The organism is Proteus sp. G2609 (genome assembly GCF_963896135.1).
Lineage (GTDB): Bacteria > Pseudomonadota > Gammaproteobacteria > Enterobacterales > Enterobacteriaceae > Proteus > Proteus mirabilis.
Window position 1 is genome coordinate 143,735 of the sequence record NZ_CAWQNB010000029.1, and the last position, 14,163, is coordinate 157,897.

The window sequence follows — 14,163 nt, forward strand, 5'->3', positions numbered from 1 at the left end:
CCTGTTTTCGTGAAGAAAATCAGAGTCAGTAAAAGCAATGTATGATGAGGAGAGACCCCATGCAGGTCAGCAGAAGACAGTTCTTTAAGATCTGTGCTGGCGGTATGGCAGGTACTACAGCGGCTGCCTTAGGTTTTGCACCCGCTGTTGCGTTAGCAGGCTCACGTCAGTATAAATTACTGCGTGCCCGTGAAACTCGCAATACCTGTACGTACTGTTCTGTCGGTTGTGGACTATTAATGTATAGTCTGGGCGATGGCGCGAAAAACGCAAAAGAAACCATATTCCATATTGAAGGTGATCCTGACCACCCAGTAAACCGTGGTGCACTTTGTCCTAAAGGTGCTGGTCTCGTTGATTTTATCCATAGTAAAGGCCGTTTACAATATCCTGAATATCGTGCTCCCGGCTCAGATAAATGGGTAAAACTTTCATGGGAAGAGACCTTTGATCGCATCGCACGCTTAATGAAAAAAGATCGCGATGCCAACTTCGAAAAATTCAATAAAGAAGGTGTTGAAGTAAACCGTTGGTTATCAACGGGGATGCTTTGTGCCTCCGCAGCAAGTAACGAAACAGGCTTTTTGACCCAGAAATTCTCAAGAGCACTTGGGATGCTGGCTGTCGACAACCAAGCGCGTGTCTGACACGGACCAACGGTAGCAAGTCTTGCTCCAACATTTGGTCGCGGTGCGATGACCAACCACTGGGTTGATATGAAAAATGCCAACCTTATCGTCGTTATGGGCGGTAATGCGGCTGAAGCACACCCTGTCGGTTTCCGCTGGGCAATGGAAGCTAAAATCCATAATAAAGCCAAGTTAATTGTGATTGATCCTCGCTTCACACGTACTGCGTCTGTTGCGGATTTCTATACGCCTATTCGTTCAGGTACAGATATCACCTTCTTATCGGGGGTTATCTTATATCTGCTCGAAAATAAAAAATATCAAAAAGAGTACGTTGAGGCTTATACCAATGCCAGCTTGATTGTGCGCGAAGATTACCATTTTGATGATGGTCTCTTTAGTGGTTACGATCCTGAAAAACGTCAATATGATAAAACCACTTGGAATTACGAGATGGATGAAAATGGTTTCGCTAAACGCGACACCACGCTTCAACATCCTCGTTGTGTCTGGAATCTATTAAAAGAACACGTTAGTCGCTACACACCTGATGTGGTCACTCAGATTTGCGGTACACCAAAAGAAGATTTCTTAAAAGTCTGTGAATATATTGCTGAAACAGCAGCGAAAGATAAAACAGCCTCTTTCCTGTATGCATTAGGCTGGACTCAACACACTGTTGGTGCACAAAACATTCGTACTATGGCGATGATCCAATTACTGTTAGGTAATATGGGTATGGCAGGTGGCGGTGTTAATGCTCTACGTGGTCACTCTAATATTCAAGGCTTAACAGATCTTGGTCTGCTATCACAAAGCTTACCGGGTTACCTAACCTTGCCTTCTGAAAAGCAAACATCGTTAGAAACCTATTTAGCAGCTAATACGCCAAAACCGACCGTCCAAGGGCAGGTTAACTACTGGGGTAACTATCCTAAATTCTTCGTCAGTATGATGAAGACATTTTATGGTGATCATGCTCAACGTGATAACGATTGGGGATTCTCACTATTACCTAAATGGGATAAACCATACGACGTTCTGCAATATTTCGAAATGATGGATAAAGGTGAAGTCAATGGCTATATCTGCCAAGGCTTTAACCCTGTAGCTTCATTCCCGAATAAGAACAAAGTGATCCGTTCATTATCAAAACTGAAATTCCTTATCACCATGGATCCGTTAAATACAGAAACATCTTGTTTCTGGCAAAACCACGGTGAAGAGAATGATGTGAAAACAGCAGATATCCAAACTGAAGTTTTCCGTCTACCTACGACCTGTTTTGCTGAAGAGAACGGCTCTATTGTTAACTCAGGACGCTGGTTACAATGGCACTGGAAAGGTGCTGATGCCCCAGGAATTGCACTGCCTGATGGTGAAATTCTCTCAGGTATTTTCCATCGTTTACGCCAACTTTATAAAGAAGAAGGTGGCGCAATGCCTGAGCAGGTGTTGAATATGACTTGGGATTACTTTGATCCTAATAATCCAACATCTGAAGAAGTGGCTCAAGAGAGCAATGGTAAAGCCCTTGTCGACTTAAAAGACGCTGATGGCAATATCATTTTGAAAAAAGGTCAGCAACTAAGCTCATTTGCTCAGTTACGTGATGATGGTACAACGGCAAGTGGCTGTTGGATCTTCGCGGGTAGCTGGACAGAAAAAGGCAACCAAATGGCTAACCGTGATAACTCAGACCCATCAGGTTTGGGTAACACATTAGGTTGGGCGTGGGCATGGCCTTTAAACCGTCGCATTATTTACAACCGTGCATCAGCAGATCCACAAGGTCAACCATGGGATCCAAAACGCAAGTTAATCGAATGGGATGGTAGCAAATGGACAGGTATTGATGTACCTGACTATAGCAATGCCGCACCTGGCTCTGATGTTGGTCCATTTATTATGCAACCTGAAGGTATGGGGCGTTTATTCGCTATCGACAAGATGGCAGAAGGTCCATTCCCTGAACACTATGAGCCAATTGAAACCCCATTAGGTACCAACCCACTGCATCCAAATGTTGTTTCAAATCCAGCAGCACGTGTGTTTAAAGATGACTGGAAAGAGATGGGTAAAGCAGAAGAGTTCCCATATGTAGGTACGACTTACCGTCTGACTGAGCATTTCCACTTCTGGACGAAACATGCGCTGTTAAATGCCATTATTCAGCCTCAACAATTTATCGAAATCGGTGAACGATTAGCGGCAGAAAAAGGTATTTCTCAAGGTGACACCGTTAAAGTCAGTTCCAAACGTGGTTACATTAAAGCAAAAGCTGTAGTGACCAAACGTATTAGAACACTTGATGTTGATGGTCGCAAAGTGGATACCATTGGTATTCCGATCCACTGGGGTTTTGAAGGGGTTGCGGTTAAAGGCTTTATTGCTAATACCCTAACGCCATTCGTCGGTGATGCAAATACACAAACGCCAGAATTTAAAGCGTTCCTTGTTAATGTGGAAAAGGTGTAAGGAGATAAATTATGTCACTGCAATCACAAGACATTATTCGTCGCTCTGCCACCAATTCCCTTACTCCCGCACCACAAGTGCGGGATTACAAGGAAGAAGTGGCAAAACTTATTGACGTTACCACCTGTATTGGTTGTAAAGCCTGTCAGGTTGCTTGTTCTGAATGGAACGATATCCGCGATAAAATTGGTACTAACGTCGGTGTTTATGACAACCCAACGGACTTAACGGCTAAATCATGGACAGTGATGCGTTTCTCTGAAGTTGAAGAGAATGGCAAATTGGAATGGTTGATCCGTAAAGATGGTTGTATGCATTGTGCTGATCCGGGCTGTTTAAAAGCATGTCCTGCGGAAGGCGCTATCATTCAATATGCTAACGGTATTGTGGACTTCCAATCTGAGCACTGTATCGGATGTGGTTACTGTATTGCTGGTTGTCCTTTTAACGTACCGCGTATTAATGAAGAAGATAACCGTGCTTATAAATGCACCTTGTGTGTAGACCGTGTTGAAGTGGGTCAAGAGCCGGCTTGTGTTAAAACCTGTCCGACTGGTGCTATCCATTTTGGCTCAAAAGAGTCGATGATTAATCTTGCCAATGAACGTGTTACAGAGTTACAAACTCGTGGCTATGACAACGCTGGACTATACGATCCACAAGGCGTTGGTGGCACACACGTTATGTACGTGCTTCATCACGCGGATAAACCCAACCTGTACCATGGTTTACCAGAAAACCCAGAAATTAGCTCTACGGTTAAATTCTGGAAAGGTATTTGGAAACCATTAGCGGCGGTTGGTTTTGCTGCTACATTTGCAGGTGCTATCTTCCACTACTTAGGTGTTGGCCCTAACCGCACCACCGAAGAAGATGAAGAAGCGGCACAAAAAGAGATGGAAGCATCTTCTAAAACACAGACCTCTGTGAATAAGGAGGAGCAAAAATGATGAAGAAGAAAGGTGATAAAATTCTTCGCCATACCGCATCAGAGCGAATTAATCACTGGGTTGTTGTGATTGTATTTCTATTCACAGCCATCAGTGGTTTGGGTTTCTTCTTCCCATCTCTGAACTGGTTTATGAACATTTTAGGTACGCCTCAACTGTCACGTTTACTTCACCCATTTGTGGGGAGTGCGATGGCCATTTTGTTTATCTTTATGTTCTTCAGATACCTGAAGTACAACTTTATTGATAAAGATGACTTAGTTTGGGCTAAAAATATTCATAAAGTGCTAAAAAATGAAGAAGCGGGTGATATTGGTCACTATAACTTAGGTCAGAAAGGCATTTACTGGGCATTATCTATCAGTTTGATCCTGCTGACGGTCAGTGGCATCATCATCTGGCGTCCTTATTTTGCTGAATATTTCTCCATCCCGGTGATTCGTATTGCATTGCTGGTGCACTCATTTGCCGCAATCTTACTAATTATTACCGTTATCGTTCACGCTTATGCAGCGTTTTGGGTAAAAGGCTCAATTCGTAGCATGGTTGAAGGTTGGGTGACTCGCGGTTGGGCGAAAAAACACCATCCTCGCTGGTATCGTGAAGTACTGGAAGAAGAGAAAAAAGAAGCCGAAAAGCAGTCACAGAAATAATGCACTAACGCTAATTTGCTGAACAAACGGAGGCTGACTGTTGCCTCCGTTTTTATTTTATTTACCCGATCATCTTCAAGCGTAAATAAACAAGAAATTGACTATATCCTTACCTGCTGTCATGGCTTCAAGTAAAAATTTGCATTATTCTGATGCCAATATTTGTAGGTAATACACTATGAAGGAAGATAGAACGTTATGAGTATTCGCATCGTTCCTAAAGAGCAATTAGGTAAAGAGCCATCAGAAAAAAGCATCAGCTTTATTCCACCGGTGTTATTCCCTAATTTAAAAAACCTCTACCAACGTCGTGCTGAACGTTTTCAAGCATTAGCCAAAGACAATCCTTTCGCTGATTATCTTGAATTTGCTGCCGAAATTGCCTTAGCACAAGAAAAAGCATTACATGATAACCCGCTTGAATTAGATTTAACCCCATTACTTTCTCAACAAACGGGTATAGCGCCGTTAGATAAAAAGACCTTTAAGCGTAGTAAGCATTGGCATGCACTACTCGCCTCAATCATTGCGGAATTACAATCCGTTGTACCTGAAAGTGCTAAAATTGCCTTAGAAAATCTCTCTAAAGCCTCTGAAACCGAATTAGAAGAGATGGCAACAGCACTATTAAACGATGAATACTCAAAAGTTTCCGCTGATAAATCAGTGTTTATTTGGGCGGCATTATCACTTTACTGGGCGCAACTGGCGGCAAACATTCCCGGTAAAGCAAAAACAGAATATGGTGAAAATCGCCAATTTTGCCCCGTTTGTAACAGTATGCCTGTATCGAGTATGGTACAAATTGGCACCACTCAAGGACTGCGTTATTTACACTGTAATTTATGTGAAACCGAATGGCACGTGGTACGTATAAAATGTACTAATTGTGAATTAACGGGCAAATTAAACTACTGGTCTCTTGATAGTGAAAATGCGCCAGTCAAAGCAGAAAGCTGTGGCGATTGTGGTAGTTATTTAAAAATTTTATATCAAGAAAAAGATGCTAACGTCGATGCTGTGGCTGACGATTTAGCCTCCCTTATTCTTGATGCAAAAATGGAAGAAGAAGGTTTTGCACGCAGTAGTATTAACCCCCTTCTATTCCCCAATGAATAATAATTAGGTATTAACATGACACATGATACGCGTTCACTTTACAGTCAACTGTCATCGATAGACAGTTTGCTCCATCAGGCCGACATTCAAGCTTTAGTTGATGGTTATGGGCAGACCTTTATCGTTGAACATTTACGCAAACTACAAGAAGAAGCGCGTATCATTATTCGACAAAATAATCAGTTACCGCAATGGCATGATAATTGGGCGGAAGAATTAAAAAATCGTATTGCATTACAACGAAAAGCCGCCATTAAACCGGTTTTTAATTTAACAGGTACTGTATTGCACACCAATTTAGGTCGAGCGTTAATGGCTGAGTCAGCGATTGAAGCGGTAAGCCAAGTCATGCGCTCTCCGGCAACATTAGAATACTCCCTTGATGGTGCTTCTCGAGGACATCGTGATCGAGCCATTGCCGATCTGTTATGTGAATTAACGGGCGCCGAAGATGCTTGTATTGTTAATAATAATGCCGCTGCCGTTTTATTAATGCTGGCCACCGTCGCACCAGATAAAGAAGTGGTTGTTTCTCGTGGCGAATTAGTTGAAATCGGCGGTGCTTTTCGTATTCCTGATGTGATGTGCCAAGCGGGATGTCGTTTAAAAGAGGTGGGAACCACTAACCGTACCCATCTAAAAGATTACCGTAACGCGATTAACGAAAATACTGGGTTGCTAATGAAAGTTCATACCAGCAACTACAGCATTCAAGGCTTTACCGCTGAAGTTGAAGGTGCACAACTTGCGGCGCTGGGTAAAGAGATGAATTTACCCACCGCCATAGACTTAGGCAGTGGCTCTATGACCAATTTGGCTGCACTGGGTTTACCTAGCGAGCCGATGCCACAGGACTATTTGCAACAGGGTATAGATTTAGTCACTTTTTCAGGAGATAAACTATTAGGTGGCCCACAGGCAGGAATTATTTTAGGTAAAAAAGCGTGGATAGAAGCCATCCAACATCACCCTCTAAAACGAGCGTTACGTGTCGATAAAATGACATTGGCAGCATTAGATGCCACCTTAAGACTTTATCAACAACCTGAAAAAATGATCAAGGATATCCCGACATTACGTTTACTCACTCGTACACAAACCGAAATTCATGATATGGCGCAACGGTTACTTCCTCATTTTCAGGCATATTATGGCGATAACTACCATATCACAATATCCTCATGTGCTTCGCAAATAGGAAGTGGCTCATTACCGATTGAAAGCTTACCCAGTGCAGCCCTTACCTTTGCTGCCAAAGATGGGAAAGGAAGTCAATTAGATGCCCTTGCGGCACATTGGCGTAACCTAGAAAAACCTATTATCGGCCGTATTACGGATGGTCGCTTATGGCTCGACCTACGTTGTCTTGAGGATGAAAATGCATTAATACAGGCTCTATCACTATGATTTTTGCGACAGCCGGTCACGTAGACCACGGAAAAACAACATTAATACAAGCGATCACCGGTGTAGATACAACTCACTTACCTGAAGAAAAAAAACGCGGTATGACCATCGATTTAGGTTATGCCTATTGGCCACAAACCGATGGATCAGTCATTGGTTTTGTCGATGTCCCCGGTCATGAAAAGTTTCTTTCTAATATGTTGGCCGGTATTGGGGGAATTTCTCACGCCTTATTAATTGTCGCTTGTGATGACGGTGTGATGGCACAAACTATTGAACATACAGCTATCTTACGTCTTGCCGGTTGTCCTAACATCACGGTGATCCTCACCAAAGCAGATCGTGTAGAGCCACCACGTATTGATGAAGTTAAACAGCAGATAACTACACACTTACTTAATCTAGGTTGGTCAGCACCACAAATCTTTGTCACTTCAGCCTCAACTGGCGCGGGTATCGCGCCATTACGGGACTATTTAGTTACTCTACATCAGCAAGAGCAACAACACCCTCAATGGCATAAGCGTTTTCGCTTAGCAATTGATCGTGTATTTAGTATTAAAGGTGCGGGTTTGGTGGTCACAGGTACTGCACTTGCCGGGCAAATTGCACTAGGTGATACTTTTTGGCTAACCGGTGCAGATAAACCGGTAAGAATTAGGGCATTACATGCGCAAAATCAGCCAGTAGAACAAGCTGGTGCAGGTATGCGCATTGCGATAAATATTAGTGGTGATGTCAGTAAAGAAACGGTTTCTCGTGGTGATTGGTTACTATCACAAGCACCACTTTATCCTTCACACAAAATATTAGTCAGTCTAACAGCTGATGAACCTATTAAACATTGGCAACCGGTTCATATTCATCATGGTACACGTCATATTACAGGACGTATTGCACTTTTAAATAATACAGATGAAACACCGCTATTAGCAGAGCTTATTCTTGATGAACCCTTGTGGCTGGTGGATAACGATAGACTGATTTTACGCGATATCAGTGCACAACGAACTTTAGCGGCGGCCAAAGTGCTCTGCTTACACTCTCCTCGTCGGGGTAAACGACAAGCTGAATTTTTATCTTGGCTAAGTGCACTTGATAAAGCCAACACGGTGAGTGATAACCTCGCACTCTATTTACCCAAAGGTGAATTGTTATTGACGCAATTTGCTTGGGCACAGCAACTGACGGAAACTGCACTTGATACGCTATTAACCACCTTTGATGTTATTTCTATTTCCGGCGTCGTCATTTCGAAAGCCAATGCCGAACAGGCCAAAGCAAAGCTATTACGCACACTAGAAGAATATCACCAGCAACATAACGATCAAATGGGTGTGGGCCGTTCCCGTTTAAAACGTATGGCTCTTCCCACTTATCACGATGAGCTGGTTTATCACTTAATTGATCAGTTACGCCAAGAAGGTGCTATTAAGCAAACTCGAGGCTGGCTACATCTACCAACACATGGGTTAGCTTTCACAGCAGAGCAAGAGGCACTATGGCAGATTGCCAAAAACTATTTTCAACAATCAGAGCCTTGGTGGGTTCGTGATCTCGCCCATGAAATGAAAAATGATGAAAAAGTCATACGAGGCTTATTACGCAAAGCTGCTCAACTAGGTCTTATTATCCCCATTATTGCCGATCGCTATTATACTCATGATTCGATAGAAAAATTTGCCGCTATCATCGTAAAATATAACGAAACTAACGGCAGTGTAACCGCAGCCGATTTTCGTGATGAACTGGCCGTAGGTCGCAAACTTGCCGTACAAATTCTTGAGTATTTTGACCGAACAGGGTTCACTCGACGTAAAAAAGATCTTCATATCTTACGAGATAAAGGGTTATTCTAACTTAACTGGTTACTCTTTATGATTGGCTGGATATGAGCATTCAGCCAATTAAGGTATTCTTCGCTTGTCTTTATCAATAAACTTTTAATCACTATGCTCGGAAGAGATATGAAAAAATTATCAGGGCGTATATATCTTGCGCTTGTTCTTATTGCTTCATTATTTATTGTCTTTGAGAAAGCTTCTCTAATTTATACCGCACTACTGTCTGTCAGTGTTTATTTTATTATTTTTACGCTGTGTTTTGTTTTATCGTCCCGCGCGCTATTCTCGGCAATCACAACAGGGACACTCTTTATCATTATCAAGTTTATCAATCAGCTTAAAGTCCACTATTATAAAGAGTCACTGCTATTTTCAGATTTTAACCTTGCTTTTGATAGCTCAAATTTAGGCACCTTAACGCAGTATTGGGAAGCCGGTGTCGCGATTATTGCCATGGCTATTTGGCTAATCATTAATATGGTTACCGCGTGGCGTTTCTCCCGTAAATCACCTATTGCTACACGCCTAAGTAGCTTATTGCTCATTATTATTGGCCTTACAACTATTCATTTTACAGTGAATAAATGGCAATCGGAGTGGGAAGGTACGCTTCCCGGTGGTCGAGGAACTGTGACTAATTTAATTATGTCGGGTTATCAAACGGCTTATCATCCCCCTTACTATGCACAAAGTGCAGACTACTTTATCGAGCAAGCCAACCGTGTGGTCTTACCGGAAACACAAACCGAGGTAAAACCCGATATTGTTGTATTACTACAAGAATCTACCGTAAACCCAAGCATTTACCAATTTGATAAAAACGTGGATTTGCCCGATCTTTTTATGTTTAAAAAAGATGAAGGTGTCAGTGCCCAAAGCCCATTACGAGTACAAACCTTTGGTGGAGGAACTTGGCTTTCTGAGTTCTCAGTATTAACTGGTCTAAATACCGATGATTTTGGTGCGCGTAAAAACTCTGTGTTCTATTTTGTGGTTGATAAACTCAATGAAAGTTTATTCCGCCAACTCAAATCTCAAGGGTATTACACCGTACTGCTCACTCCCTTTAATCGTAACGCCTATCACGCGGGATATGCTTATGAAAAATTAGGGGTAGATGAGATTATCCAGCCACAAGAATTGGGTTATCCGGGGAGTTTAGAAGAGAATTTATGGACTATCCCTACCCAAGATATGATTAATTATCTAAAAGAAATCTTAAAAACACATACAGATAAGCCATTATTTATCTTTTCTTTAACTATGTATGAGCATGGCCCTTATAAAGGCTCACATAGTGATGATTATCAATTAGCTGGCCAAACAGAAAGCCCTGATGCACCGGGTAAATTTAGCCACTATATGGAAAAAATTATTGCCAGTGATCCGGCTATTGAAGATTTTTCTCACTTTGTCGCAAATAGAGAGCGCCCCACCCTGTTTCTTTATTTTGGTGATCATCAACCTAATATTGACCTAAAAAATTATCAATCACCTTTTAGTGATCCAGCACATATTACTCAATTCACCTTAAGGGATAATTTAACGCAAGGTGCAACCCTTTCTACTGGAGAATTAACGGATATTAATTTTTTAGGGGGAATGTTGTTAGAGCGCGCTCGTTTACCTTTATCACCTTACTATAAAGCCAATATTCAAATGCGTCATTTATGCCAAGGCAAATTAAATGATTGTGAGGATGAAAAATTAGTTAATAGTTATAAGAACTATATTTATGACAAATTAAACGTTGCCGGTGGCAAAGATAATTAATTTTCAAATTTACTGATAAAAGGTGATCGGGATTACTAATCAGTAACAACACGATTATTGACTCGTCCTGATATCGAACAAAAAAGAGGCTAATAACTGGCCTCTTTTTATTTTAATGGCTATATCCACCGAGGCTAACTAATAGTCATTGTGATTATTCTGCGCAAAGGCGGCTAATAAATGTAAGGCTGAAGAGTAATAATCCGTATCCTTAGTTAAATCAACATTTTCAATTGCTGTTTTCATTGTCAGATCTCTTACCGCCATCATACCTGGCGTTAAGTTATAATCGGCGCGCTCTTTACCATCAATACTGATCCACGCAGGCGTCTTATCACGATCAAATTGTTGCCAATAATTCACAAAAGGTTGTAATGCGAGTTTATCTTGTGCCCATGCTAAATAAAGAGGAATGCGAATAGCATCAAAACTAAATCGTGCTGGCCATTTTTCACTCGGGGCAAGATGACCATCAGGGTATAAACTTACCCAATCACTTGGTAATTTATATTTACCAAAACGCATTTTTCTTAATAAGGATTGGCTATCGTTAATTAAATTTTTCCAGCGACTATCATGACTAACTCGATAGAAATCTTTCCATGCCGGAAAGATAAAATAGGAGGGGTTAATGATAATTTCTTCGGGAGTTTTAAAACCATTAATTCCCGGTAAGAGTACACTGTAGTTTTCTGTCTTCACTAAAGTGTGTTCAAGGATCGCATGCTGAATAGAATCTGATGCTGAAAGATAGCTTTCATCATGCCATTTTTCCCCAGCCTTTAATAATGCCCAAGCAATTAAAATATCACCATCTGTTGCATTATTAGGATCGGGTGTATGTTGATTATTTTCGGGTTCATAACGCCATTTAAATAAGCCAAGATCACCACGATACAGCGACATTGCCGTCCAGTGCCATAATTGTGCAAAGGTTTGGCGATCGTCACTCATAACCGCCATTAACATGCCATATCCTTGACCTTCTGAGTGTGAAATATTTTGATTAGCACTGTCAATGACACGCCCCTCGGGAGTAATGTAACGCGCTTTAAATTGTTGCCATCCTGCTTGGGTTTCTGTCGCTTGTGTGATTGGGGATATCATTAACATCACACTTAGTGTTAGCAAAATACCAAGTCGATGAGTCAATCGAGATAACTGTCTTATGGACATTGTCTCTTTCTCCTTCTTTTGCCGACCGCTAAATGAACTCGGTCGGCATACTACTGATTATTGCAAAATAGCCTCAAAAAATTGTCATCACACTGTTATCGACTTCTTTTAGTGTTGGGCGATTATTGGCCATAGTTTGGGATAATACATCTTTTGCATATAACTCTTGTATCCAATGAGCGAACTCTTCTTTCAGTTCGCTATTATGTAAACCATACTCAACAAAGGCTTTCATATAACCGAGTTTATTACCACAATCATGAGATTTGCCAACTAAGGTGTAAGCTTCGGCAACCTCTTTTCTCAATAAGAGATCAATAGCATCCGTTAATTGGATTTCGCCGCCAACCCCCGCAGGCAACCCATCGAGTAACGGCCAGATTTCTGCAGAGAAAACATAGCGCCCCACCACAGAAAGATTAGAAGGTGCTTGTTCTGGATTAGGTTTTTCCACAATACGACGAATAGGCGCCCAGTTACCTTGTGGACAAAAAACACCTTGGCAATCAACAATTCCATATTGATGTACTTGAGTGAGTGCGACAGGTTCAACCATAATTTGGCTACGCTCTGTTTTTTGGAAGCGTTTGATCATGGCAGATAAGTTATCATGGCAAGGATCACAGTAGTGAGAATTTAATAGCACATCGGGGAGTAATACAATAAAAGGATTATCACCAATGACAGGGTGAGCACAACAAATGGCATGCCCTAATCCTAATGCTTGCCCTTGGCGAATTTGAATAATTTTTACATTTTCAGGACAAATAGAGCGAACTTCTTTTAATAATTTATTTTTTATTCGTTGCTCTAACATATTCTCTAATTCAAAGCTGGTATCAAAATGATCAGCAATTGAGTTTTTAGATGAATGTGTCACTAAAATAATTTCTTCAACGCCCGCTTGTGCACACTCTTCAACAATATATTGAATTAAAGGACGATCAACTATCGGTAACATTTCTTTTGGAATGGATTTAGTTGCAGGTAACATACGTGTGCCTAATCCAGCGACAGGAATAACAGCTTTCATCATAATATACTCCTCAAATAATTATTTATATAAAAACAATACATTGTTGTTAATTGAAAATAATTTTCTTTTATTTTCTTTTCTAAAAAACTCTCTATTTAAAATATAAGTATCCCTCTCCAGATAAGGAGATTTTTATTTATTAATAATGACTTTTATTTGAAATATAGTGTTATTTAATACTCTGAATAAAAACCGTATTTATTTCCTCCTTTCTCTTTTATTGCATAAAGCTGTTTATCTGCTGACTTTAATAGTTCAGATAATGTCTTGCCATCCTTAGGGTATTCAGCAATACCTAAGCTAATAGAAGGAACGATTGTTTTTTCTTTATTGATTTTTATCGGTTTTTCCATCCCTCGCCATAGCGATTCGATGATCTCCAATAACAATAAAGAGCAAGAACGTAATCCAGCAGGGAAAAGTACCGCAAATTCATCGCCACCAAGTCGCCCACAGTAAACCTGCTGGCGTTCTAAGGCTAATAAACGCTGCGCTATCTCACATAAAACATGATCACCAATAGCATGGCCATATTGATCATTAATCGTTTTGAATTTATCACAATCAATAATCCCAAGACAAAAAGATGAAGGTGTCGCGATATTTAATCGCTCCTGTTCAATTTTCTCAATAATACTTAGACGGTTAGCCATTCCAGTTAAAGAGTCAATATAGCTTTTATTTAATAAATCATTTCTTAACTTTACTTTATCCGTGATATCTAAACTTAAAAATGCATAATGAGAAATTAGATTATTTTTATCAAAAATTGGAACAATATTAATATCTTCCCATACTTCTTGTTTATTTTTATTTAGGTGTTTTGCTTCTAATCTTATTACCTCTTTATTATCACTAATGTTAGAAAACACATCTTGATTTTCATCAACTAAATAAAATAAGTTATATCTTTTATTTTTTATACTTTCAAAATCAATATTATTAAATTGGCAGTATTTTTTATTAGCGTAGATAATATTACCTTTTATATCTGTTACTATCATCATAAATACATAATTAGTAAATTGCTTTATTAATAAGTCATTAACAATATTATTATTAATTACTAATTCACTCATTTTTTCCTCCTATGCTTAT

At 40.4% G+C, this 14,163-nt stretch carries 10 protein-coding genes; 7 read left to right on the forward strand and 3 right to left on the reverse strand.

The genetic code is table 11. From position 1 onward, the window contains the following. Positions 1-59 precede the first annotated feature (59 nt). The 7 genes from fdnG (at position 60) to AACV01_RS08965 (ending at position 10,853) form a co-directional block, all read left to right on the forward strand. Positions 60-3,107, forward strand: a complete 3,048-nt coding sequence (fdnG, locus tag AACV01_RS08935; RefSeq protein WP_080749536.1) for a formate dehydrogenase-N subunit alpha — start codon at positions 60-62, stop codon at positions 3,105-3,107. Between the two features lie 11 nt (positions 3,108-3,118). Then, the gene (gene fdxH, locus AACV01_RS08940) at positions 3,119-4,057 is read left to right on the forward strand and encodes a formate dehydrogenase subunit beta (protein WP_004246537.1); all 939 of its coding nucleotides are present in this window, start codon (positions 3,119-3,121) and stop codon (positions 4,055-4,057) included. Further along, complete coding sequence (gene fdoI, locus AACV01_RS08945; RefSeq protein WP_004246538.1) at positions 4,054-4,710, forward strand: formate dehydrogenase cytochrome b556 subunit; 657 nt, start codon at positions 4,054-4,056, stop codon at positions 4,708-4,710. The genes fdxH and fdoI overlap by 4 nt, the downstream gene beginning before the upstream one ends. 198 nt (positions 4,711-4,908) lie before the next feature. Then, complete coding sequence (gene fdhE / locus AACV01_RS08950) at positions 4,909-5,829, forward strand: formate dehydrogenase accessory protein FdhE (RefSeq protein ID WP_004246539.1); 921 nt, start codon at positions 4,909-4,911, stop codon at positions 5,827-5,829. A gap of 15 nt (positions 5,830-5,844) precedes the next feature. Beyond that, entirely contained in the window at positions 5,845-7,236 is a 1,392-nt protein-coding gene (selA, locus tag AACV01_RS08955) for an L-seryl-tRNA(Sec) selenium transferase (RefSeq protein ID WP_041701446.1), read from the forward strand. Next, positions 7,233-9,095 (forward strand): selenocysteine-specific translation elongation factor, encoded by a 1,863-nt coding sequence (selB, locus tag AACV01_RS08960; protein ID WP_020946492.1) that lies wholly within the window; start codon positions 7,233-7,235, stop codon positions 9,093-9,095. The genes selA and selB overlap by 4 nt, the downstream gene beginning before the upstream one ends. A 108-nt stretch (positions 9,096-9,203) precedes the next feature. After that, positions 9,204-10,853: an LTA synthase family protein gene (locus AACV01_RS08965; protein ID WP_012368625.1), complete on the forward strand. Its 1,650-nt coding sequence runs from the start codon at positions 9,204-9,206 to the stop codon at positions 10,851-10,853. A 138-nt stretch (positions 10,854-10,991) separates the two neighbouring features. On the opposite strand, the gene AACV01_RS08970 is transcribed toward AACV01_RS08965, so the two are convergent. The 3 genes from AACV01_RS08970 to AACV01_RS08980 form a co-directional block, all read right to left on the reverse strand. Further along, a complete protein-coding gene (locus tag AACV01_RS08970; protein ID WP_161682744.1) occupies positions 10,992-12,029 on the reverse strand; it encodes a glycosyl hydrolase family 8 in 1,038 nt (345 codons plus the stop codon). Positions 12,030-12,102: 73 nt separating this feature from the next. Next, positions 12,103-13,065 (reverse strand): UTP--glucose-1-phosphate uridylyltransferase GalU, encoded by a 963-nt coding sequence (gene galU / locus AACV01_RS08975; RefSeq protein ID WP_020946490.1) that lies wholly within the window; start codon positions 13,063-13,065, stop codon positions 12,103-12,105. 173 nt (positions 13,066-13,238) lie between these two features. Beyond that, entirely contained in the window at positions 13,239-14,144 is a 906-nt protein-coding gene (locus tag AACV01_RS08980; RefSeq protein WP_161682746.1) for a sensor domain-containing diguanylate cyclase, read from the reverse strand. Positions 14,145-14,163 lie beyond the last annotated feature (19 nt).

What these genes read in the sequence shown, in the direction of transcription:
- fdhE (WP_004246539.1), top strand. Translation starts at nt 4,909, where the DNA reads ATGAGTATTCGCATCGTTCCTAAAGAGCAATTAGGTAAAGAGCCATCA.
- fdoI (WP_004246538.1), top strand. Translation starts at nt 4,054, where the DNA reads ATGATGAAGAAGAAAGGTGATAAAATTCTTCGCCATACCGCATCAGAG.
- AACV01_RS08970 (WP_161682744.1), bottom strand. Translation starts at nt 12,029, where the DNA reads ATGTCCATAAGACAGTTATCTCGATTGACTCATCGACTTGGTATTTTG.
- selA (WP_041701446.1), top strand. Translation starts at nt 5,845, where the DNA reads ATGACACATGATACGCGTTCACTTTACAGTCAACTGTCATCGATAGAC.
- AACV01_RS08980 (WP_161682746.1), bottom strand. Translation starts at nt 14,144, where the DNA reads ATGAGTGAATTAGTAATTAATAATAATATTGTTAATGACTTATTAATA.
- galU (WP_020946490.1), bottom strand. Translation starts at nt 13,065, where the DNA reads ATGATGAAAGCTGTTATTCCTGTCGCTGGATTAGGCACACGTATGTTA.
- fdxH (WP_004246537.1), top strand. Translation starts at nt 3,119, where the DNA reads ATGTCACTGCAATCACAAGACATTATTCGTCGCTCTGCCACCAATTCC.
- selB (WP_020946492.1), top strand. Translation starts at nt 7,233, where the DNA reads ATGATTTTTGCGACAGCCGGTCACGTAGACCACGGAAAAACAACATTA.
- AACV01_RS08965 (WP_012368625.1), top strand. Translation starts at nt 9,204, where the DNA reads ATGAAAAAATTATCAGGGCGTATATATCTTGCGCTTGTTCTTATTGCT.